Annotated in this window: 16 protein-coding genes and 1 pseudogene; 8 read left to right on the top strand and 9 right to left on the bottom strand. The window is 34.2% G+C overall.

The window, feature by feature from the left end; all coding sequences use genetic code 11:
* Nucleotide 1: 1 nt before the first annotated feature.
* From ABZP37_RS09410 to ABZP37_RS09400, 3 genes are read left to right on the top strand one after another with little or no spacing between them, the layout of a single operon-like run.
* The gene (locus ABZP37_RS09410; RefSeq protein WP_366182462.1) at nucleotides 2-1,432 is read left to right on the top strand and encodes a glycosyltransferase; all 1,431 of its coding nucleotides are present in this window, start codon (nucleotides 2-4) and stop codon (nucleotides 1,430-1,432) included.
* Between the two features lie 27 nt (nucleotides 1,433-1,459).
* Nucleotides 1,460-3,883 carry a sulfatase-like hydrolase/transferase gene (locus ABZP37_RS09405; RefSeq protein WP_366182460.1) on the top strand — a complete coding sequence of 808 codons (2,424 nt, stop codon included), beginning with the start codon at nucleotides 1,460-1,462 and terminating at the stop codon, nucleotides 3,881-3,883.
* 1 nt (nucleotide 3,884) lies between these two features.
* Nucleotides 3,885-5,150 carry a YaiO family outer membrane beta-barrel protein gene (locus tag ABZP37_RS09400; RefSeq protein ID WP_366182458.1) on the top strand — a complete coding sequence of 422 codons (1,266 nt, stop codon included), beginning with the start codon at nucleotides 3,885-3,887 and terminating at the stop codon, nucleotides 5,148-5,150.
* 179 nt (nucleotides 5,151-5,329) lie between these two features.
* Here ABZP37_RS09400 and ABZP37_RS09395 read toward each other — a convergent pair whose 3' ends face one another.
* Nucleotides 5,330-6,562, bottom strand: a complete 1,233-nt coding sequence (locus ABZP37_RS09395; protein WP_366182456.1) for an ATP-binding protein — start codon at nucleotides 6,560-6,562, stop codon at nucleotides 5,330-5,332.
* 438 nt (nucleotides 6,563-7,000) lie between these two features.
* On the opposite strand from ABZP37_RS09395, the gene ABZP37_RS09390 reads away from it, so the two are divergent.
* Entirely contained in the window at nucleotides 7,001-8,344 is a 1,344-nt protein-coding gene (locus tag ABZP37_RS09390) for a DEAD/DEAH box helicase (RefSeq protein ID WP_366182454.1), read from the top strand.
* Between the two features lie 136 nt (nucleotides 8,345-8,480).
* On the opposite strand, the gene ABZP37_RS09385 is transcribed toward ABZP37_RS09390, so the two are convergent.
* The gene (locus tag ABZP37_RS09385) at nucleotides 8,481-9,590 is read right to left on the bottom strand and encodes a lactonase family protein (protein WP_366182452.1); all 1,110 of its coding nucleotides are present in this window, start codon (nucleotides 9,588-9,590) and stop codon (nucleotides 8,481-8,483) included.
* A 260-nt stretch (nucleotides 9,591-9,850) separates the two neighbouring features.
* Here ABZP37_RS09385 and ABZP37_RS09380 point away from each other — a divergent pair, with 260 nt between their 5' ends.
* Genes ABZP37_RS09380 through ABZP37_RS09365 form a run of 4 tightly spaced genes read left to right on the top strand, consistent with a single transcriptional unit; the run spans nucleotide 9,851 to nucleotide 14,033 of the window.
* Nucleotides 9,851-11,779: a BatA and WFA domain-containing protein gene (locus ABZP37_RS09380; RefSeq protein WP_366182450.1), complete on the top strand. Its 1,929-nt coding sequence runs from the start codon at nucleotides 9,851-9,853 to the stop codon at nucleotides 11,777-11,779.
* Between the two features lie 17 nt (nucleotides 11,780-11,796).
* The gene (locus ABZP37_RS09375; protein WP_366182448.1) at nucleotides 11,797-13,053 is read left to right on the top strand and encodes a dihydroorotase; all 1,257 of its coding nucleotides are present in this window, start codon (nucleotides 11,797-11,799) and stop codon (nucleotides 13,051-13,053) included.
* 9 nt (nucleotides 13,054-13,062) lie between these two features.
* Nucleotides 13,063-13,377, top strand: coding sequence for a hypothetical protein (locus ABZP37_RS09370; RefSeq protein ID WP_366182446.1), 315 nt, complete (start codon nucleotides 13,063-13,065; stop codon nucleotides 13,375-13,377).
* 5 nt (nucleotides 13,378-13,382) lie between these two features.
* Entirely contained in the window at nucleotides 13,383-14,033 is a 651-nt protein-coding gene (locus ABZP37_RS09365; RefSeq protein ID WP_366182444.1) for an alpha/beta hydrolase-fold protein, read from the top strand.
* Nucleotides 14,034-14,337: 304 nt separating this feature from the next.
* Here the strand turns inward: ABZP37_RS09365 and tnpA are convergent.
* From tnpA to ABZP37_RS09330, 7 genes and pseudogenes are all read right to left on the bottom strand, one after another.
* Nucleotides 14,338-14,771, bottom strand: a pseudogene (gene tnpA / locus ABZP37_RS09360) (IS200/IS605 family transposase).
* A gap of 106 nt (nucleotides 14,772-14,877) precedes the next feature.
* Nucleotides 14,878-15,195 carry a hypothetical protein gene (locus tag ABZP37_RS09355; RefSeq protein WP_366182442.1) on the bottom strand — a complete coding sequence of 106 codons (318 nt, stop codon included), beginning with the start codon at nucleotides 15,193-15,195 and terminating at the stop codon, nucleotides 14,878-14,880.
* 32 nt (nucleotides 15,196-15,227) lie between these two features.
* On the bottom strand, nucleotides 15,228-15,518 hold the full coding sequence (locus ABZP37_RS09350; protein WP_366182440.1) for a hypothetical protein: 291 nt from the start codon (nucleotides 15,516-15,518) through the stop codon (nucleotides 15,228-15,230).
* A gap of 69 nt (nucleotides 15,519-15,587) precedes the next feature.
* Complete coding sequence (locus ABZP37_RS09345) at nucleotides 15,588-16,133, bottom strand: hypothetical protein (protein WP_366182439.1); 546 nt, start codon at nucleotides 16,131-16,133, stop codon at nucleotides 15,588-15,590.
* Between the two features lie 292 nt (nucleotides 16,134-16,425).
* Nucleotides 16,426-16,692, bottom strand: a complete 267-nt coding sequence (locus tag ABZP37_RS09340) for a hypothetical protein (RefSeq protein WP_366182438.1) — start codon at nucleotides 16,690-16,692, stop codon at nucleotides 16,426-16,428.
* A gap of 85 nt (nucleotides 16,693-16,777) precedes the next feature.
* Nucleotides 16,778-18,343: a sulfatase gene (locus ABZP37_RS09335; RefSeq protein WP_366182436.1), complete on the bottom strand. Its 1,566-nt coding sequence runs from the start codon at nucleotides 18,341-18,343 to the stop codon at nucleotides 16,778-16,780.
* A gap of 61 nt (nucleotides 18,344-18,404) precedes the next feature.
* Nucleotides 18,405-21,104 carry a glycoside hydrolase family 2 TIM barrel-domain containing protein gene (locus tag ABZP37_RS09330; protein ID WP_366182434.1) on the bottom strand — a complete coding sequence of 900 codons (2,700 nt, stop codon included), beginning with the start codon at nucleotides 21,102-21,104 and terminating at the stop codon, nucleotides 18,405-18,407.
* Between the last annotated feature and the right edge of the window lie 48 nt (nucleotides 21,105-21,152).

The raw sequence follows: 21,152 nt of genomic DNA, 5'->3' as shown, positions 1-21,152 counted from the left end.
TATGATTACAAATATACCTGATATAATAACTACCATTTTAGAATTAATTTTTTATGGTTTTGCTTTTTCAGCCATACTATCCTATATCATATTAGCTATAATTTCAGGTTTTGAAACGGTTAATTATATGAAAAAAAACAGCTTTGTAAATTACAAAGAAATTTTGTCATCATCTATTTCACCTTCTATTTCAATCATAGCACCAGCCTATAACGAAACCTTAAACGTTGTTGAAAATGTTAGATCCCTGTTGTCAAGTCACTATGTGAATTATGATGTCATTATTGTAAATGACGGAAGTAAAGATGATAGTCTTGAAAAATTAATAAAAGCCTACGATCTAGTCAAAGTAGATTATTTAATCAATGAACAAATACCAACAAAACCTTTACGCGAAGGGATTTTCAAGTCAACCAATCCTGCTTTTGAAAAATTAATCGTTGTTGATAAAGAAAATGGAGGAAAAGCAGATGCATTAAATACAGGTCTAAATATCAGTACAAATAAATATGTAGCTTGTATTGATGTCGATTGTTTACTAATGGAGGATGCTTTACAAAAAATGATAAAACCATTTCTAGAGTCTACTGACCACAAGGTTATTGCAGCAGGTGGAGTAATTAGAATTGCTAATTCTTGTGTAATAAAAGACGGAAAACTTCTTGATGTAAATATGCCGAAAAATGACTTGGTAAGAGGTCAGATATTAGAATACCTAAGAGCCTTTTTATTAGGAAGAATGGCTTGGAGTAAATTGAATGGTTTACTAGTAATTTCAGGCGCTTTTGGAATGTTTGACAAGAAAACAGCTATTGATGTTGGAGGTTATGACACCAATACTGTTGGAGAAGATATGGAAATTATCGTCAGAATGAGACGACGTATGGAGGAACAAAAAATAAAATATAAAGTAGCCTATATCCCCGATCCTCTTTGTTGGACCGAAGCTCCCGATACTTATAAAATTTTTATTTCTCAAAGAAATAGATGGACTCGTGGAACGATTGAAACCTTGAAGAAACACAAAAAAATAGGATTTAACTCTGATTACAATTCATTAGGAACGATTAGTTATCCCTATTGGTTAATTTTTGAAAGGATTGCACCTATTATCGAAGTAATTGGACTGTTTTATTTTCTGTTTCTTATTGCAATGCAAAGTGTAAAATGGGATTATGCTATTGCTTTTATTATTGTTGCCTATTTATTTACTGTTTTTTTCTCAATTGTGACCATCATAACCGAAGAGCACACCTATCATCAATATAAAAAAAAAGGAATTGGTTACCAACTAGTTAAAACGGCTTTCTTAGAACCTTTTATCAATCATCCTTTTGTTTTATACGCCGCTATCAAAGGAAACTTTGATTATTATTTTAACAAAAAAATAAAATGGGGTGAAATGACCAGAAAAGGAATGACAAATAACTAAATTGGCAAAAAATATAATTTTAAAAGCATGAAAATAAAGGAACAACTAAGAACTAGTTCATCTTATCTATACTTAAGCCTTTCATTAATTCTTACCTTCTGGCTCATTAGTCTTTTTGAAATTTTTTCAAAAATGGCTAACGGAATCGAACTTTCAAATATTATTACAGCTTTTTCTTTTAAATTGCTCAATGATTTCTGGACAGTTTTAATCATCAGTGCCTTAATTTACCCTTTGTTCCTACTATTAGGGTATATAAAAAAACCTTGGGACATTGTTAGTATCAAAGTGATATTTGGTTTGATTATTATTGGACAATTTGCATTGACTAAATATCATTTGACTACACTTGTTAATCTTGGAGCTGACTTTTTAGGCTATTCTATTGATGATATGTTCACAACGGTAACTGCATCTGAATCGCTATCCATACTTTATTTTGTTCCATTTATTCTGTTTCCATTGCTATATCTGGTAATTAATAAATACACTTCAAAATACGTTTTAACCAAAACGGCTTACATAGCTTTGGGTAGTTTAGTACTACTGACGTTAGGTTTAAAAATTTTTATTTCTGATTTTTCTGATTCAAAAAATCAAAATAAACTTGCTTTTTTCACGTCTGACATTATCAGGTATCAAACAGATAAAAATGAGTTTGACGCAGATAAATTATTTTACAAAAAAGAATATCCATTAGTACAACCCTTTGATGCTACTCCCGATGTATTATCCCCTTTTTTTCAAATCAATGAAGAAAAACCTAATATCGTTATGATTATCGTAGAAGGTTTAGGAACCGAATTTATTGGTAAAAATGCTTACAGAGGTTTTACTCCTTACTTAGACTCTTTGGTTCCAAAATCACTTTATTGGGAAAATTTCGTGAGTAATGCTGGCCGTACATTTGGTGCTTTGCCATCTATCTTAGGTTCTTTACCTTATGGAGAGAAAGGTTTTTTAGAAATGAATCCATTGCCCTCTAATATTTCTTTAGTAAGTATTTTAAAAGCCAATGAGTACAACACTTCTTTTTATTGTGGTGATGAATCTAGCTTTGACCGAAAAATCAATTTTCTTGAATACAACGGCATCGACAATGTTATTGATATTAATAAATTTGGTCCTGGTTACGAAAAAACCAAAGCCAATTCAGGGGGCTTTACTTGGGGGTATCCTGATGAAGAAATTTTCAAAAAAATGCTTTCTGAATTGGACGAAAAAAAATCACCACGATTGGACATTATTATGACCTTGACCAATCACGAACCTTTTGATTTCCCTGCCAAAAAGGAATATCTTAAAAAAGTGGATAGCATCCTCAATACCAATAAAACATTACAAGTATCCAAATCAGAAGTGGAAACCTATAAAGATATTTTTGCGTGTTTGTTATATACTGATCATTCAATTAAAAAATTCATGAATGATTATGCCAAAAGACCTGAATATAAAAACACCATTTTCGTTATCACGGGTGACCACCGCTTGATTCCAATTGCTCAAAAAGACAAGTTATGCCGTTTTCATGTCCCATTGTACCTATACAGTCCTTTGTTGAAAAAACCACAAACGTTTAAATCAGTTTCTTCTCATTGGGATATTACACCAAGTTTAATTTCATTTTTAATGAACAATTATAAAATGAATAAAATGGAACAAACAGCATGGATGAGTACAGGTTTGGATACGGTTCAAAAGTTTCGCAACATTCACAAAATTCCTATTATGCAAAATAAAGGAAGCATCAACGAAATGATTTACAAAGACTATCTCTATTCAGACGGAAATTTATTCCAAATTGATGAAGATTTTGAAATCACCAAAGTGAACGATAGCGAAATGCTAAAAACCATTAAAGACAGCTTGAAGGAAGCCAAAAAACTCAATGCGTATTTGACACAAAAAAACAAAATAATTCCCAATTCAATCAATATTTACACCAAACCCGCTTTTCAATTTTCAAAGGAGGATTTAGCAACTATTAAACAATTAACCAAAGGATTAACGTATGATCAAACGTTCTTTCTTGCTAGAGATTTTGCTTTCAATAAAGAAAGAGACAAAGCCCGATTATTATGCAATTACATCTTGAATGAATTCCCTAATTATGCTGATGTAAGAACTCTAAAAGGACGCACATTGGCCTGGGACAAACAATACCCTAAAGCCGAAAAAGAACTTTTAGAAGTTATTAAAAGAACCCCATATTATAATGATAGTTATCTGGCTTTAATGGACATGTATTGGTGGTCTAATGAGGACACAAAAGGTATTTCAATAGCTAAACAAGGTTTAAAAAATAAAGTCGAAAACCCTGAACTGGGAGCAAAATTAGCACTAGCTTATAAAAGATTGAATAATCTTGCCATGGCCAATTCCACTATTGACAGTGTGATTAAAAAACATCCTGGGAACAAAGAATTCATCAAAATAAAAAAAACGTTCTAAAATGATTTTAAAAAAAATAACAAAACTTCCTCTATTATTGGTTTTTGCTGTTGTCTTGCAAATGCAAGCACAAAAGAAGCCTTATAACGGAAATCCAGATACCTCATTTGAAACTGCTAGAAAATTGGCGTTCAATGACCAGCGCAAGCAAGCACAGGATACACTCGTAAATATTTTGACTAAGTATCCTAATTATAGCGATATCCGCACTTTTTTAGCTACTACCTATGCGTGGGATGGTAATTATAAAAAAGCCCGAAAAGAATTTGCTTATGTCATTAAAAACGATGCAAAAAGTCACGAAAACTGGGTAGCAGCCATCAAAAACGAATCTTGGAGTAATTCCTATTACGATGCGATTACAATGGCTGACAACGCCTTAAAAGTTTCCCCAGACGACGCCGAAATTTTATTATTAAAAGCCAGCGCACTAGAAAATACTACCAAACAAATCGAAGCCCTAGAAATTGTTGAAGCAATTCTAGAAAAAAATCCGAACGACACCAAAGCTCAGGAATACAAAGCAAGTCTCAATCAAACGTTACGAAAAAATACCGTCGGTCTTAGATCTTCGGTAGACATTTATTCGGATGTTTTTGACCCCATGCAATACCATACCTTAAAATTAAGTCGATTGACCAAATACGGAAGCGTCATAGCCAAAGTAAATTTCAACAGACGTTTCAATGAAAACGGAACCCAATTTGAAGTCGATTTATACCCTAGGATCATCAAAGGATTGTACGCCTATATGAATTTTGGAGTGTCTGATTCTTTCTTGTTTCCTGACATACGCTATGGTGCCGAATTGTACAAATCCTTACCACATAGTCTAGAGCTTTCTTTAGGGTTTAGAAGCTTGCAATACACAACCACAACCAACATTTATACGGGTTCCCTCGGTTGGTACACTGGAAATAATTACTGGTCAGTGCGCCCTTATTTAACGCCTGGTGATGGAGGATTAAGTACTTCCGGAACTCTAAATTACCGTCGTTACCGTTCCAATGCAGACAATTATTGGTCCACAACTGTCAGCATGGGATTCTCCCCAGAGATTTACCAATTCAAAGTAGATAATAACGAAAACACCATTGTAAACCTACAGTCACAACGATTCAATCTAGGCTATTATTTTACTACCAACAAAAACCGAAATGCTTGGGGCGCACAGTTTGACATCACCCATCAAGAAATCAGTTTTGATCCAGGAAGTTATTTCTGGATTTACTCTTTTACCGTTTCTTGGGATTTGAGATTTAAATAATTTTTTGGGCGTTCCCCGCCAAAAAAAGCGGGTCGGGCTATACATTGCAATCTTTTTTGGGACAAAAAAAGTCCCAAAAAAGGGTTTCCTCCCGAAAATTCGGGACTATCCCTCACGCAATTTTGTGATCCTTAGTACTATTTTAGATTAAAAAAGACAACTAGAAATCACATTTACTGCTATTGTTGGTTAGGTATATAAATATTAAAAACCGTTCCTTTATCTAATTCACCTATGGCAGTGATAACGCCATTGTGGTTTTCCACAATTTTTTTCACGATTGTAAGTCCAATTCCTGTTCCTTTATAAGCTTCCTTAGTACCAAGACGTTGAAAAATTTCAAAAATTTTATCTTTATAAATTGGATCAAACCCAATACCATTATCGCTCACACTAATGTGGCAATAATCCATTTCTAAAGGTAAACCACAAGAGAGCGCCTCTTTTTGTGAAATGAAATTACTTTCAATAATTATATGTGGGGACTTTTCAGCTTTACAAAACTTAATCGAATTGCTAATAAGGCTTTGTAATAACTGGCGAAACTGGAAAGGAATTACGTTGGCTTCACAAAAAGCATTTATCTCTACTGTTCCATTTTTCTGAAGCAATTCTTCTTTTAACGCAGCCGTAGCCTCATTTACTATTTTATTAAGATCTCTTTTTTCAAATGCTTTTTGGGACACTGTAGTACGTGAATATGCCAGTAAGTCATCAATAAGCGCTTGCATGTAAGAAGCTGAATTTTGTATGCGTTCAAATGAATGTTTTCCTTTGGTAGATAAATTCACAAATTCATCCAATAGGATTCTACTAGAAAAAATTTGTATTTTCCTTAATGGTTCCTGTAAATCATGGCTTGAGATGTAAGTAAATGCCTCTAGCTCTTTATTGGCTCTCAACAATTCTGCTGCCCGTTTTTCCTTTTCTTGATTTTGAAAAGCCAATTCCTTATTGGCAATCACTAATTCTGCTGCTCGATTTTCCTTTTCTTGATTTTGAAAAACTAGTTCTGCATTTGCAATCAATAATTCTGCAGCACGGTTTTCCTTTTCTTGATTTTGAAAAACAAGCTCTTTATTCGCAATCACTAATTCTGCCGCACGATTTTCTTTTTCCTTATTTTGAAAAGCAAGCTCTTTATTGGCAATAACCAATTCGGCTGCACGATTTTCTTTTTCTTGATTTTGAAAAGCAAGCTCTTTATTGGCAATAACCAATTCGGCTGCACGATTTTCTTTTTCTTGATTTTGAAAAACAAGTTCTTTATCGACAATAACTAATTCTTTAGCTCTTTTAATACCTTTCTCTATTTGCAAGGCCAATTTTGCATTGGCTAGCATTAATTTTTTAGCATTAATTTCTTTTGGATTAGTAAGAAGTATAATTTTAGAAAATATATATTTTTTCATCGTCTTGAATAACATTCAAAGGTAGTATTTGTTTTTTGATTTCTAATACTGTCTAATTCTTTAATTGTTGATTTATAGTAATAATTTATATCTAAAAGCTAGTGTTTATAATACCAGTAAGAAAATATAATCACATTATACAAAAATAGGTTTATACGGACATATTAAGAAAACAACAGTCATAGTAAAGGCTGGCGGTTTGAAAGTAAATAGCAAAGTACACAAATAAAAAAACAGCTTATCATTTTAATCCAAAATGTAGTAATTCGTAAATTTCGCTATAAAGACAAACGTGATCATCACTCTCCATCATAGCAAAAAACAACTAGTGTTTCCTATCTTTTTACAAACGGTTCTCTACCTATTTACCCCCTTTAGAAACAGCCTACATCAACGAACTAGTTATTTTAGTGTATCTTTGCACAAAATATACGTTTTATGAGCACTTTTGAGCAATTTAATCTTCCAAAATCAGTACAAAAAGCAATTGATGATTTGGGATTTGTAACTCCAACTCCTATTCAGGAAAAGTCATTTTCAGTAATCATGTCCGGCCGTGATATGATGGGAATTGCACAAACAGGAACGGGTAAAACCTTTGCTTATTTATTGCCATTATTAAAATTGTATAAATTCACACCTGGGCATACTCCAAAAATTGTTATCCTTGTCCCTACTCGTGAGCTTGTAGTTCAAGTGGTAGATGAAGTAGAAAAATTAACAAAATACATGTCCGTTAGAACTGTCGGTATCTTTGGAGGAGTAAACATCAATACTCAAAAAACTACTGTATATACAGGTTGCGACATTTTGGTTGGAACCCCTGGAAGAATAATGGACTTAACATTAGACAATGTGATCCGTTTTGAAGAAATGCAAAAATTAGTCATTGATGAGTTTGACGAAATGCTGAATTTAGGGTTTAGAACACAACTAACCGCTATTTTGGCAATGATGCCTAAGAAACGTCAAAACATTTTGTTCTCGGCAACCATGACCGATGAAGTAGATGCTATTTTGAACGATTACTTTGACTACCCAGAAGAAGTTACCCTTTCGGCATCCGGAACACCATTGGAAAACATCACACAGATTTCGTATAACGTTCCCAACTTCAATACCAAAATTAATTTACTAAAGCATTTATTGGCTACCAATCAAGACATGAGCAGAGTTTTAGTTTTTGTGAACAACAAGAAAATATCCGATATGGTTTTTGAACGTATCGAAGAAGATTTTGAAGGACAATTTGGTGTTATTCACTCCAATAAATCTCAAAACTATCGTTTGACTACCATGGCCGAATTCCAAGCTGGAAATCTTCGTGGATTGATTACAACAGATATTATGGCGAGAGGTTTGGATATTTCGAACATTACCCATGTTGTCAACTTTGAGATGCCAGATGCGGGCGAATTATACATGCACCGTATCGGTCGTACCGGTCGTGCAGATAAAACAGGAACTGCGATAAGTTTTATTACTCCTAGAGAAGAAGAATCTAAAGTAGAAATCGAAGTCTTGATGAATATGGAACTCGACATTGAGGATTTCCCCGAAGAAGTTGAAATCTCATCAAAACTAATCGAACCTGAGAAAGAGCGCCAAGCAATCAAATTTGTGCGTAAGAACAAACCAGACGGTGATGGAGCTTTTCACGATAAATCTAAAAAGAATACCAAAGTCAACCTAGGTGGACCTTCAAAAACTAAAAAGAAAACACACGGTTCTGTAAATAGAAATATGTTAAAAATTAGAGCAGCTAAGAAAAAGAAAAAATAGCCTTTTAATAGTTGCTAAGTTATACAAAACTTTAAAACCATTAAGAAATTCAGATGCATTTGCTCTAAATTTCTTAATGGTTTTTTTTATTGAAATTGATTTTTGAACTTGACCTTCAACTTTTGACTTATAACTTTTAAATTGCGGTAAACACCAAACAAACAGGTGAGCACAATTCAATCTTTTTACCAGAATCAGTCAATTTCCCAGTCAATTTATCTCTTTTGAAAATTATAACCGTATTCGAATATTGATGTCCTACCAACAAGAAATTCCCAGAAGGATCAATCGCAAAATTACGAGGACCATTGCCCAAAGTAGAAACTCTTTCTACAAACTCTAGTTTACCGTTTTTAAGTATTTTAAAACAGCTTATATCATTCGCATCACCTCTATTAGTTGCGTATAAGAATTTTTCATCTGGTGAAATATGAATATCGGCTGCTGTAAATTTCCCTTTGAAATCTGGAGCCAAAATCGTTTGTTCTTGGCATAATTTAAGTTTTCCTTTTTTATAATCAAAGACAGATAAAGTTCCGACCAACTCTTGCAACAAATACATTTTTTTCCCGTCTTTACTAAAGGTAAAATGCCTTGGACCGCTTCCTGCTTTAATGTCATTCGTAACTTTTAATTCTAAAGGTTTCTCGGCGTCATCACTTACAGCATACGAATAGACTTTGTCACTTCCTAAATCTGTTCCCAACAAGAATTTATTGTCTGGAGAAAACTGCACCATGTGCACATGCGCTTTTTCTTGGCGTTTGGCATTTGGACCTTTACCTGTGTGTTGCTCCAATTGTTTTAAGGGAGTTAAACTACCATCACTGTTTTTTCCAAAAACAGAAATACTTCCACCAGTATAATTGGCTGTGATGACATTTTTGTCGTCATTGGTAATGTAACACGGATTTTCACTGGTTGTTTTTTGTTGGTTTAACACATTTAATTTCCCAGATTTCGAATCATATCCAAAAGCCGTTACCGAACTATTTGCCCCATCAGAATTCACCGCATATACAAACTTATTATCCTTTGAAACAGACACAAAACTTGGGTTAGCGACTTTTTCAGATTCTGTCCTAAATTTAAAATCACCTGTTTGCGTGTCAAACTCATATACAAAAACACCTTTGTTCTCGCAATTAGCATTAAAAGTTCCGATGATTAAATTGTAAGTAGTTGATTGTGCTTGAATAAAGAAAGAACACAAAAAAAGGACGACAACAGAAAAATTAGTTTTCATTATTTTTAGTTTTTAGAAAAGCTAAAATACAGAATAAAAAATTAAACCATCTTAAAAAAAGCAGACACTAAATTGCACGAATTGTCACGAATTTAAAAAACTAAAAAAATAATAGCACGAATTACTGCTACAAATAATTCATTCGTGCTAATTCGTGTAATTCGTGGCAAAAAAACAGACGCTCTCTATTCAAAACTCTTTACAAATTTGTATTTTTGGAGAATCAATATCTCTTTTCAAATAAATAATTGAAATACTAAATGCACTTTAAACATCCCGAACTTTTATACTTTCTGTTTTTATTGATTGTACCAATTTTGGTTCATTTGTTTCAATTGAGACGTTTTAAGAAAGAATATTTTACCAATGTTCGGTTTTTGAAAGCACTTTCCATCCAAACCCGCAAAAGTTCGACCATCAAAAAATGGTTACTCCTCGCTTGCCGGTTACTCCTATTGGCTTTAATAATTTTGGCTTTTGCACAACCTTTTTTCGAAGCCAAAGACAGCAAAAACAGTACAAACGAATTGTATATTATTCTTGACAATTCCCTAAGCATGCAAGCCAAAGGACAAAAAGGCGAATTGCTAAAACGTGCCGTACAAGAATTATTGGAGAACCTTCCTGAAAAAACTACTTTTTCACTATTAACCAATTCTGAAACTTTTTGGAATACCACCAAAAAAGAAATTCAGTCGGATTTGCAAAATCTGGATTATAGCGGAATCCCGTTTCAAGCAGAAGCCCTTTTGACGCAAGTGCAAGCACACAAATCGGCTTTCAAAAAAGACATCATCATCATCACCGATGCGGTTGGATTAGAAAAAAAACAACTGCAAAGCATTCGAAAAGAAGACAATGCTTATTTCATTATTCCGAAAGCAGAACAAAAAAACAACATTGCTATTGACAGTGTTTTCATTCAAGAAACTTTGGAGAATTTCTACGAGTTAAACGTCGAATTGTCCAGCCAAGGCGATCCCAATCAAAATAGTTCGATTGCGATTTATAACGGCAATAAATTGATTGCGAAAACCATCGTGACTTTCGATAAAAATAAAAAAACGATTCCCTTTACGATTCCGAAACAAGAATTTCACGGAAAAGTTTCCATCGAAGACAACGGACTTACATTCGATAACTACTACTATTTTAGTATTTTAAAACCTACAAAAACAGCCGTTCTAAGCATTGGCGAAGCTGACAAAAGCAATTTCTTAAATCGAATCTACACCTCTGACGAATTTAATTTTGCAAACAGTCCGCTTGCTTCCTTGAACTACAATACCATTGAAAAGCAAAATGCAATTGTATTAAACGAACTTGAATGGATTCCGACTGCCTTACAAACTACTCTGAAATCTTTTGTTCAAAAAGGCGGGAATTTAGTCGTGATACCTTCGCAAAAAGCAACCACAGCAAACCTGAATGAATTCCTAAATGCGATTGGAAACATACAAGTCAAACCTTTGGCGATGACCGAAAAGCAAATTACAAAAATCAATTTTGCTCATCCTTTGTTTGGATCCGTTTTTGAGAGTAAAGTGAGCAATTTTCAATACCCAAAAACCAAAAGTAATTTTGATATTATAGGTACTAATTCGGTTGCTTTATATTATGAAGACAGTAGTAGTTTCTTGACTTCGATAGTGAATTCAGTTAGTTCTATTTCCATTTTTTCCGCATCTTTGAATACGACTAACACCAATTTTCAGCAATCCCCCTTGATTGTGCCAACATTTTATAAAATGGCCACCTTACACAATAATAACGGCATCAACGCTCGCATTATCGGCCATAGTAGTCCGTATTTGGTATCTGCAACCTTGTCCAAAGATGCTGTTTTGAGTGTTAAAAATAAAAACGAAGAATTCATTCCGGTACAGCAAGCGATAAACGATAAAGTAAAACTGAGCTTCAACGACTACCCAAAAAAAGCAGGGAACTACGAAATTTACAATCAAAAAAATCCTGTAGAAAACATCAGCTTCAATTACAACCGAACTGAAAGCCAACAAAGTACCGCCAATGAAGTTACTTTATCTGACTATAAAACCATAGAATCTATTTCGACCGTGATTAACCAATTACAAACCGACCGCACAGACAGTCAAATTTGGAAATGGTTTGTTATCTTTGCACTGCTTTTTCTATTGGCTGAAATGGCAATTATTCGATTTTTGAAATAAAAAAACAGCACTACTTTATGAAACTAATCATCCGAAACGCAAAAATTATCGACCCTCAAAGTACTTTTGATACTCAAATTGTAGATATTTTAATTGAAGATGGCAGCATTTCAAAAATAGGAACAGCACTTCCTAATACAGATAATACTGAGGAACTAAAACTCGAAAACCTTCACGTTTCTCAAGGTTGGTTCGATTCTAGCGTTTCTCTAGGTGAACCTGGTTTTGAAGACCGTGAAACAATTGCAAACGGACTAAAAGTCGCAGCCAAAAGTGGTTTTACCGCTATTGCTTTGCAACCCAATTCCTTCCCAGTGATTGACAACCAATCGCAAATTTTATTTGTAAAAAACAAAGCCAACGGAAGCGCAACCCAGCTCTACCCTATTGGTGCTTTGACCAAAGGAAGCGAAGGGAAAGACTTAGCCGAATTATTCGACATGAAAAACGCTGGAGCCGTTGCTTTTGGTGATTATAATAAAAGCCAAGACAACGCCAATATGTTGAAAATCGCTTTGCAATACGTACAAGATTTTGACGGATTAGTCATTGCTTTTCCACAAGACGAAAAAATAAAAGGAAACGGGGTGGTTAACGAAGGGGTGGTTTCTACTCGATTGGGACTCAAAGGGATTCCAAACCTTGCAGAAGAATTGCAAATAACCCGTAATCTTTTTTTACTAGAATATACTGGTGGAAAAATGCATATTCCAACGGTTTCAACGGCCAAATCGGTTCAAATGATTCGTGACGCCAAAGCCAAAGGATTGCAAGTTACCGCAAGTGCAGCTGTTCACAACTTGGTTTTTACCGACGAAAAACTAGAAGAATTTGACAGCCGTTTCAAAGTGAGTCCACCGTTACGTACCGATATTGACCGCAAAGCTTTGTTGGACGGCGTTCTTGACGGAACCATCAACATGATAACCACAGACCACAACCCGATTGATATCGAACATAAAAAAATGGAATTTGACATGGCCAAAAACGGAACCGTAGGTCTCGAAAGTGCTTTTGGTGCTTTGCTTACCATTTTACCATTGGAAATCGTCATAGATAAATTAACCGCCGGAAAAGCTACTTTTTCTATCGTATCACAACCTATCGCCGAAGGTTCTATTGCCAATTTAAGTTTGTTTAACCCAGAAGGCAAAAACACTTTTAGCACAGCATCGATACTTTCAAAATCTAAAAATTCCGCTTTCTTAAGTATGAAAACTAAAGGAAAAGCATATGGAATTTACAATCAAGGACAATTAATTTTAGCAGACTAAATTTTAAACATGAATAAAGAAAGTAAAAACATAGCCATTATTAGCTATTTTACCATTATTGGAGCTGTCATTGCTCTATTTATGAACAACGACAAAAAATACACTTTTGCATCTTTTCATATTCGTCAAGCCTTAGGTATTTTTCTATCCTTTTTCTTAATCGGCTATTTCATTGGCTATTTTGACAGTTGGACCATCTCATCAGCCTTTTATTTATTTTATTTCATTCTTTGGATCTACGGATTTATTGGTGCTTTACAAGGCGAAACAAAGCTGATTCCACTTTTGGGAGCGCAATTCCAAAAAATATTTAAAAACGTATAATGCCAATGAATTTATCATTAGAATACCTCATCAGAGAACCAAAAACAAAACTTGATAAAAATCCGTTAATCTTACTATTGCACGGTTACGGCAGCAACGAAGCCGATTTATTTTCGTTCGCATCCGAGCTTCCAGAGGAATATTACATTATCTCCGCTCGTGCACCTTATGACCTGCAATACGGCAGTTATGCGTGGTATGCCATCAATTTTGACGCCAACGAAAACAAATTTTCCGACCTTGATCAAGCTCGTGAATCTCGTGATATAATCGCTAATTTTATTGAAGAATTGGTAGCCAATTACCCTGTTGACACCGATAATATTTGTTTATTAGGCTTCAGTCAAGGTGCTATTTTAAGTTATGCCATTGCTCTTTCACACCCAGAAAAAATAAAAAATGTTATTGCACTAAGTGGTTACGCCAATGCCGAAATCATGGAAGCTAATTTCCAAAACAACGATTTTAGCACCCTAAGAATATTCCACTCACACGGAACCGTAGACCAGGTGATTCCCGTAGAATGGGCTCGTAAAACGGGACCTTTTTTGAAAGACTTGAACATCAACGCCACCTATAAAGAATACCCTGTAGGTCACGGAGTAGCACCACAGAATTTCTACGATTTCAAAAATTGGTTAATCGAAGGAAAATAATCTGGGCTCCCGGTAGCTATCGGGACGAGTAAAAATCGGGTCGGGCCTTTTCGCTATATCTTTTTGGTCTGGCAAAAGCCAGACCAAAAAGGATGCCGCTTCAATCCCTCAAAATTTGAGGAATCAATCACAAATATTTAATACCAAAAAGAGTTTTACATTTATATAAATATAAAACTCTTTTTTATTTACTTTGGCACTTTACGCAGTCAACCACTAGGGCGAACACATGAGTTTCAAAAACTAAACCACTATGGACTTTAAGTCCATAGATTTGGTTGTCAGACTTAAAGTCTGCATGTTGCTAGTCTTCAATTATGAAGTTATCATTATTACTTTCATTCGGGTTTCGATGATGTTCCTGATATTGATTTACCATTTCATCTGTAATATTACCTGTACTCCAACACCCAAAACCTATTGCCCAAAAATGACGACCCCAATATCTTTTTTTAAGCTCTAGGAATTCTATTTGGAGTTTTATTGAAGAACGTCCTTTCATTAATTTAACTAAAGTGCTAACATCTTGCGAAGGTCGCTATTCAATGTGCATGTAAACATTTTCGACATAACTCCTTTTAATATTTTAACTCCTTCCGCTTCACATATTTGTATCAAAATAGTTCTACAGCGAATTTTTATATCTTCTTGCTAAATGGCATATCTATATTTTCCAACCCAAACTATATGAACCGTTAATCTTGATATTATAAGTCTATTTGTCCTTTGAAAATTCATATATCAAATGTACATTTTTAGAAGGTAAAAGCGAAATGCACTATAGTACATAGTTTTAACTATTTCGGCATCTATAAAGCCCTAATTAAGCACCTAAAATTCTATATTATTTCTTCAAAAAAAGCTTATTATCATTTAGAATTCGTTCTTTTTGAGCTTTTGATAATCCTTGCTTAAAATATAGTTCATTAGCATCCATAAGATTGGATTGTTTCATGCTGGGATCATTTATTTTCTGACTCAAATCACAGTCAAATCGTCCTAGTTTAGAATAATCCTTTTGACTATCATGCGCTACATTTGTAAAGTGCGCTAATCCCCAAGTAATACCATCTGCATTTTTGTTATCAGTAAAAGCATCTTTTGAAAAAACACCTGCAGCCGTTGGAATCAATTTAGTTACAGAAGCGATTTCGAAATTCACCCAATCTTTAGCATATTGAATAGTATAATGTTCTACTCCATCCGTACCAACAATAGCCCTGAGTTCTTCACAGGATTAAGTGGATGTTTTACAAATGGCCCTTGTCGTGAATCAGCAATAGCTAGCCCCCAGCAATCCCAATATTTATTATTAGCGTCTCTTTTATCTAAACCAGATTTGTAATACAAATATATTTTTTCGTTATGAATAAGTGGGGATGGATCATGAATTACTCTATGATCCCATTCATTTGCTTCTCCAAAAGGAATAACTACTTTATTACTAGGTTTCCATAGTCCATCAGGCGAATCAGCATAGGACATTGCTACAGGACAAATGTCTGTTGCCCCTCCAATATCTGCAGTAGGTTTTCCACTTGGATCGTTAAATGCTTAATAATACAAGTAAAATTTTCCTTTCCATTTTAAAATATCTGCAGTCGCAACAGAAAGATGACCTATATTAGGACTATCGGGACGATTAACGGCAATCCCTTGTTCTTTCCAGGTAAAGCCTTCTGTACTTATAGTATACCAAATTTCACACAAATCCCAATCTCTATATGGGATAGTTTCACTAGAGCCTTCGTATCCTCTTGGAGGAGTTGCGGTTTCTCGATAGGTGTACCAAACATAGTATTTTCCGTTTTCAAAAATCATTCTGGAGGGATCTCTTCTTGAAATGGTACCATCTCCATTGTTATAATTAAAACCTTCCAGCTCTGTGTATCTAAAATTGGTGTACAGCTCATTGTCCAATAATAGCGGAGCGTCATATTTTTTAAGACTTCGTTCCGTAGCTGAGCTTAACTTTCTATTTGGATCTAAATCTTTTAAATATAATGGAAAAGGCTTTTGTGCTTTATCACTAACTTGGTTCAATTGTTTCCCACAGGAGAACAGACTAAAAACTATACCTAAATATAGAAATACTTTCATGCTTGTATCAATTTTGATTAATAAACATAACTAACTGTAATTTTACTTTTTTAAAACACCAAAAAATACAGCTTTACAAATATAAATACTACTCTACATTGTAATTCTAACATATGTGCTTCACAATACAATAGATGGGTTATTAAAAAAAGTCTAGGTAACTTCACCAAAAAAAGGGACTGTCCCGAAGAACAATCCCTTTCAAAACAACCAAATTTTGAAAAATATTTTTAGTAATTATTTTGCTTTAAAATTATTTGATAAATAAATGTAGTTAATGCTTCATTTCTTTTTAGAATTCAATCTGCTCCCAATTACTTGTATAATCATCATTTTTTTGTTTTTTACCTTTCAAATCACCATAAAGGTTCAATTCACTTTTTCCTTGGAATTCTTTTATAGGCAAAATGGGTGTATACGGTGACGGCAATGCTAAATATAAAAAGAAAGTCTTTTTTTTATTGGCTTGCTTTATCATGTACTCAACAGATTTTTCGAAAAAATACGGACTAATCTCTTCAATTTTAAAATCTAATCCAGCAACACCTGTTCTATACACATCATATTTACCATCGGGGTTCCCAATAGCTCGATCTGGTAATGGATTTACTTTACCATTTTCTATAAATACTTATGGAGCACTATTAATGTTCTTTACTATCTGATAAAGAAACTTGCGGTCTTTTCATGTGATTGTTAGCTTCTCTATATACATAAGGAACCCAAATTTGTTTAACTCTTTTCCATTCCTCTAAAGTTTTAGTTGGATACCAGCTTGGCCAACCATATTTTTCAAAATCATAATTATCCTTGTTTTTAACTACCCATTCGTCAACTGTTGGAGTTGGGCACTTATCCGGAAATATGCCATTCGCTTTAAAATCTTCAGATATTCCTTTGTCCTTAATTACGTTTTGTCTCCAATTGTTTAAGACTTTTATCAAATCTTCTTTTATCACTTTATAACTAGCGACATCGGCTAAGTTTCTTAATTCATAAGGATCCTTTTCGATATCATATAATTCAAAAACAGGTTTGGTAGCCGAGAAAAACTGATCTTGCTCTTTTGTTAATTTTCCTTCTAAATGCAAAACATTCATTTCTGCCAAAACGGGATAGGCTCCTTCTTTGTAACTATTAAATTGTAAATAAGGACGCTCTGGCATTAAGTTGTGAATCAATTTGTATTTTTTGGAACGCACCGCTCTCATCGCATCATGAGTCTCGTCCATTTGATCTCTTGCTGCAAAAATGTATTTCCTATCCTTCACTTCTTTGCTAAATAAACTTTTACCATGCAAAGGGACTGGTTCTTTTACACCTGCGGCTTCCAAAATAGTGGCACAAATATCAATCGACATGACCATATCATCATTGACTACATTGGGTTTTATTTTGCCTGGCCATTTCATAATCATGGGAATTTTGATTCCTTCATCATATAAAAATTGTTTCCCTCTGATATGACAACCACCGTGATCTGATATAAAAAAAACTAACGTATTATCAGCCAAACCATCTTTCTTTAATAGGTCTAGTAATATCCCTATTTGCCTATCCACGATCTGAACTTGTTCTAAGCCATTGGCCCAATCCCTTTTTACCAAATCTGTATTTGCATAATAAGGAGGCACCACTACATCGTTTAAATTAATAGGTCTTATACTGTCTCTATCCCAAGGTCTATGCGTATCTTGAAACGTAATACTAGCAAAAAAAGGTTGCCCTTTTTTTCTATTACGCCATCCTATTTGATTCTTCTTAGTATAATCAGAGGTATCCATAAACAATTCCTCTTTTTTATCTGGAAGAAAATTACAATCTACTTTCCAACTCATTAGCGAAGTAAAATATCCCGCTTCTTCTAGTAATTTCGGAATGGGCTTTATACCATAAGGTAAAGGCACTTTTTTGTATGTTCGGTGCTGATTTGCTCCAATATAATTTTGGTAAAATCCCGTCATCATGGCAGATCTAGAGGTAGAACAAACTGGAGAGGTGGTAAATGAATTTGTAAACCTTTCCCCTTCTTTGGCCAACTGGTCAATATTGGGAGTATAGACGCCCTTTGTCCCGTAACACGATAAATTTTGACTCCAGTCCTCAATCATTATCCATAAAATATTGGGTCTGCTTTGAGCATTTTGACTATGACAAGTAGTTAGCAAACCTAACACACTTACGACTATTAAAATTCCTTTTTTTATCATCTTGATTGTTATGTTTTTATTTTTATCACGTAATAGTAATCTCTAGTAATGCACTAGAAAATTAACGGTTTTTATCGTACTCTAATTGATTTTTCTCTTCCTTTTTCAACTCTAAGTCAATAATTTTCTTCAAAAGTTCTTTATTCTTTCGCGTCAAATCATCCATAGTTCTGTCAGTTTTAGAGCTTTTAACAGCAACTGTTTCATTTTCTGACCCAATTTCATCTTGTATAAACAAATCATTTGAAGGAATGCTTTCAAACTCAATTTCCCCATCCAATGGTGTGTTTATTCCGCTTGACACGAGCGATGCTATAACTTTTATTTTACCTGATTTCAAGGTAGATTTTACCAATAAGGGAGCGGTGCCCCAACTTAATTTTTTAGGATTTGCTTCAATAGACGCATCACCAATTATTTCACCTTCACCAGAAATTTTAAATCGAATAGCATTATCATTTAAACGTTTAACAACTCCGCTTTCATCTATAATTGAAGCTACCACTACCACAAAATCGGAACCATTTGCTTGTAGTTGTTGCCCATGATCTTCAACGGTTAATTGAATTCTAGTCGGTTTTTTAGAAGCTGTTTTTCTTGACGAAACGACTACTTTCCCTCCTATGAGCCCCTCTGCGAGTATACTTGATTTACTTTTACCGCCCGACCTATGTAAATTTTTAGTATCCATAAAATCAAATACATTTTCAAAGTTCACAATGGGATGGGGCATTTTTTTATACGGTTTGGCGATTCTTATTTTTGGTTCGCCTCTTTTTACTAATTTCAACTCAACTTCTGACTTTGTTGCTGGCTTTTGAATTATTTCCATACCGTCGTGCAGGGTCAATCGAACTTCTTCACAATTTGTATAAACCGTTACATCTTTACTAGAAAAAGGAGTCATTTCGTGAGCAATAAAAATATAAGGCGCATCCTTCTCTGATACATTTCGCTGACTTTTAAACATATTATAGGAATACTTCGTTTGACGAAAAACATCTGTTAATCCTCCATAAAAAGGATCAGGAGCATAACCACGTTGATGATCAAAACCAGCCCATAACGTGCCCCCAATATGTTGCGGAGCCATATTGTATAAAGTCTCAATGGTAGTATGCTCATAAGGAACGTCAGCATAAAATTGTGCTTGTATCAATTGTGGTTGTTCTCCCCAACCCCGTGACACTCTACTTGTTGAATTTTGTGAACTAAAATCATCTACATTATCTCCAAATTCACGTGTAAAAGAACATCTGTTTTCATTTACCAAATCAACATTGTAATCGTGCTCGTAAATGACATCGTAATATTCTTGACCATCTGCTTTTTTATCACAAACCGTATATGCTCCTTGTTTAGGATATTCTTCATGTATCAGATCATGTGCTTTTTTTGCAAAATAATCTGGATATTGCGATTCATTCAAAATAGGTTCCCACATAATAACCGAAGCATAATTTCGATCACGGCGTACCATATTTCGAATATCTTGATACACTCGTTTTTCAAAAATTGGATTTTCGCTATTCCAAAATTGCCAACCTGGAGTCGCTTCAATATAAAACAAGCCTAATGCATCACAAGCATCCATAAATGCGGGATCAGCAGGATAATGAGCGGCACGAACGATATCACAGCCTCCGTTTTTTATAATTAAAACATCATTGTATTGACCATTGTTAGGCAAAGCATTCCCCACATAACCATAATCTTGATGGCGATTTACTCCAATTAATTTCCCAGGATACAACTCATTATTCAAAAAGAAACCTTCCTTTCCTTTAAATTCAATGGTTCGCAATCCAATTCGTGTTGCCACTCCATCTAATTTTTGTTGATTATTGTCTGTTAACAATACTTCCAGACGATACAAAGTAGGTGACCAAGGTGACCATAATTTTGGATTTTCAACGTTGATAGTCGTTTTAATTTTTGTCGAATTCCCTTTTGATACACTTAACTTTTGAATTGATTTAGAAACCACCTTGTTTGCATGATCAATTAAAAGAAGGGTTGCATTTATCTTTTCGCTTCTTGGTGAATCATTCTGAATATCAACCTGTATTGCTACCGTGGCTTGAGATTTTGAAACTTTTTCAACATGCACAAAAATTCCACCACCAGCTATTTTGTCTACCGCATTAGGATTAGTAACGTACACTTTTGATGATTCTACTAAAAAAACATCTCTATAAATCCCACCAAAATAAGCAAAATCTAAACGTGTTTGCGGCTTTCCAGGAGCGTACAAGGGGTCATCACTATTATCAGCTTTTACAACTACTATATTTTTTTGATTCCATTTTAATTTGTCTGTAACATCCATTTCAAAAGGAAGATAACCTCCAAAATGTTCTCCTAAAACTTGGTCATTCAACCAAATTTTACATTTCCCCATAACACCTTCAAAGTGTATTTTTACTTTTTTACCTTTCGATGAATTATTAGGTGTAAATGACTTTCGATACCAAGCCACACCTTGATAATTAACACTTCCACTTGCTTCACTCGCATTTAATTGCAATCCGTTTGGGCAGTTAACAATTTTCCAATCAGCATCATTAAAATCGCTTTTGAACGCATCTTCGCTTTCCCCTAAAAACAATCGCCAACCAATATTGAAATTATAAACAGTACGTCCACCATCTTTCACTTCAAAAAAACCTGCTTTTGAAAATTCGGGTGTTTTAATTTTATTTTGAGCGTTTATCGAAAAACTGAAACTCAGGAGAATAATCAGTTGAAAAATATTTTTCATGTACCTTTTTTTAATAAAAATTAAATAGTGAAAATTACCTTAAAGTTT

The sequence above is a fragment of the Flavobacterium ovatum genome, from assembly GCF_040703125.1.
GTDB classification, from domain to species: Bacteria; Bacteroidota; Bacteroidia; order Flavobacteriales; family Flavobacteriaceae; genus Flavobacterium; species Flavobacterium ovatum.
This window is presented reverse-complemented; position numbering and strand designations above follow the sequence as displayed.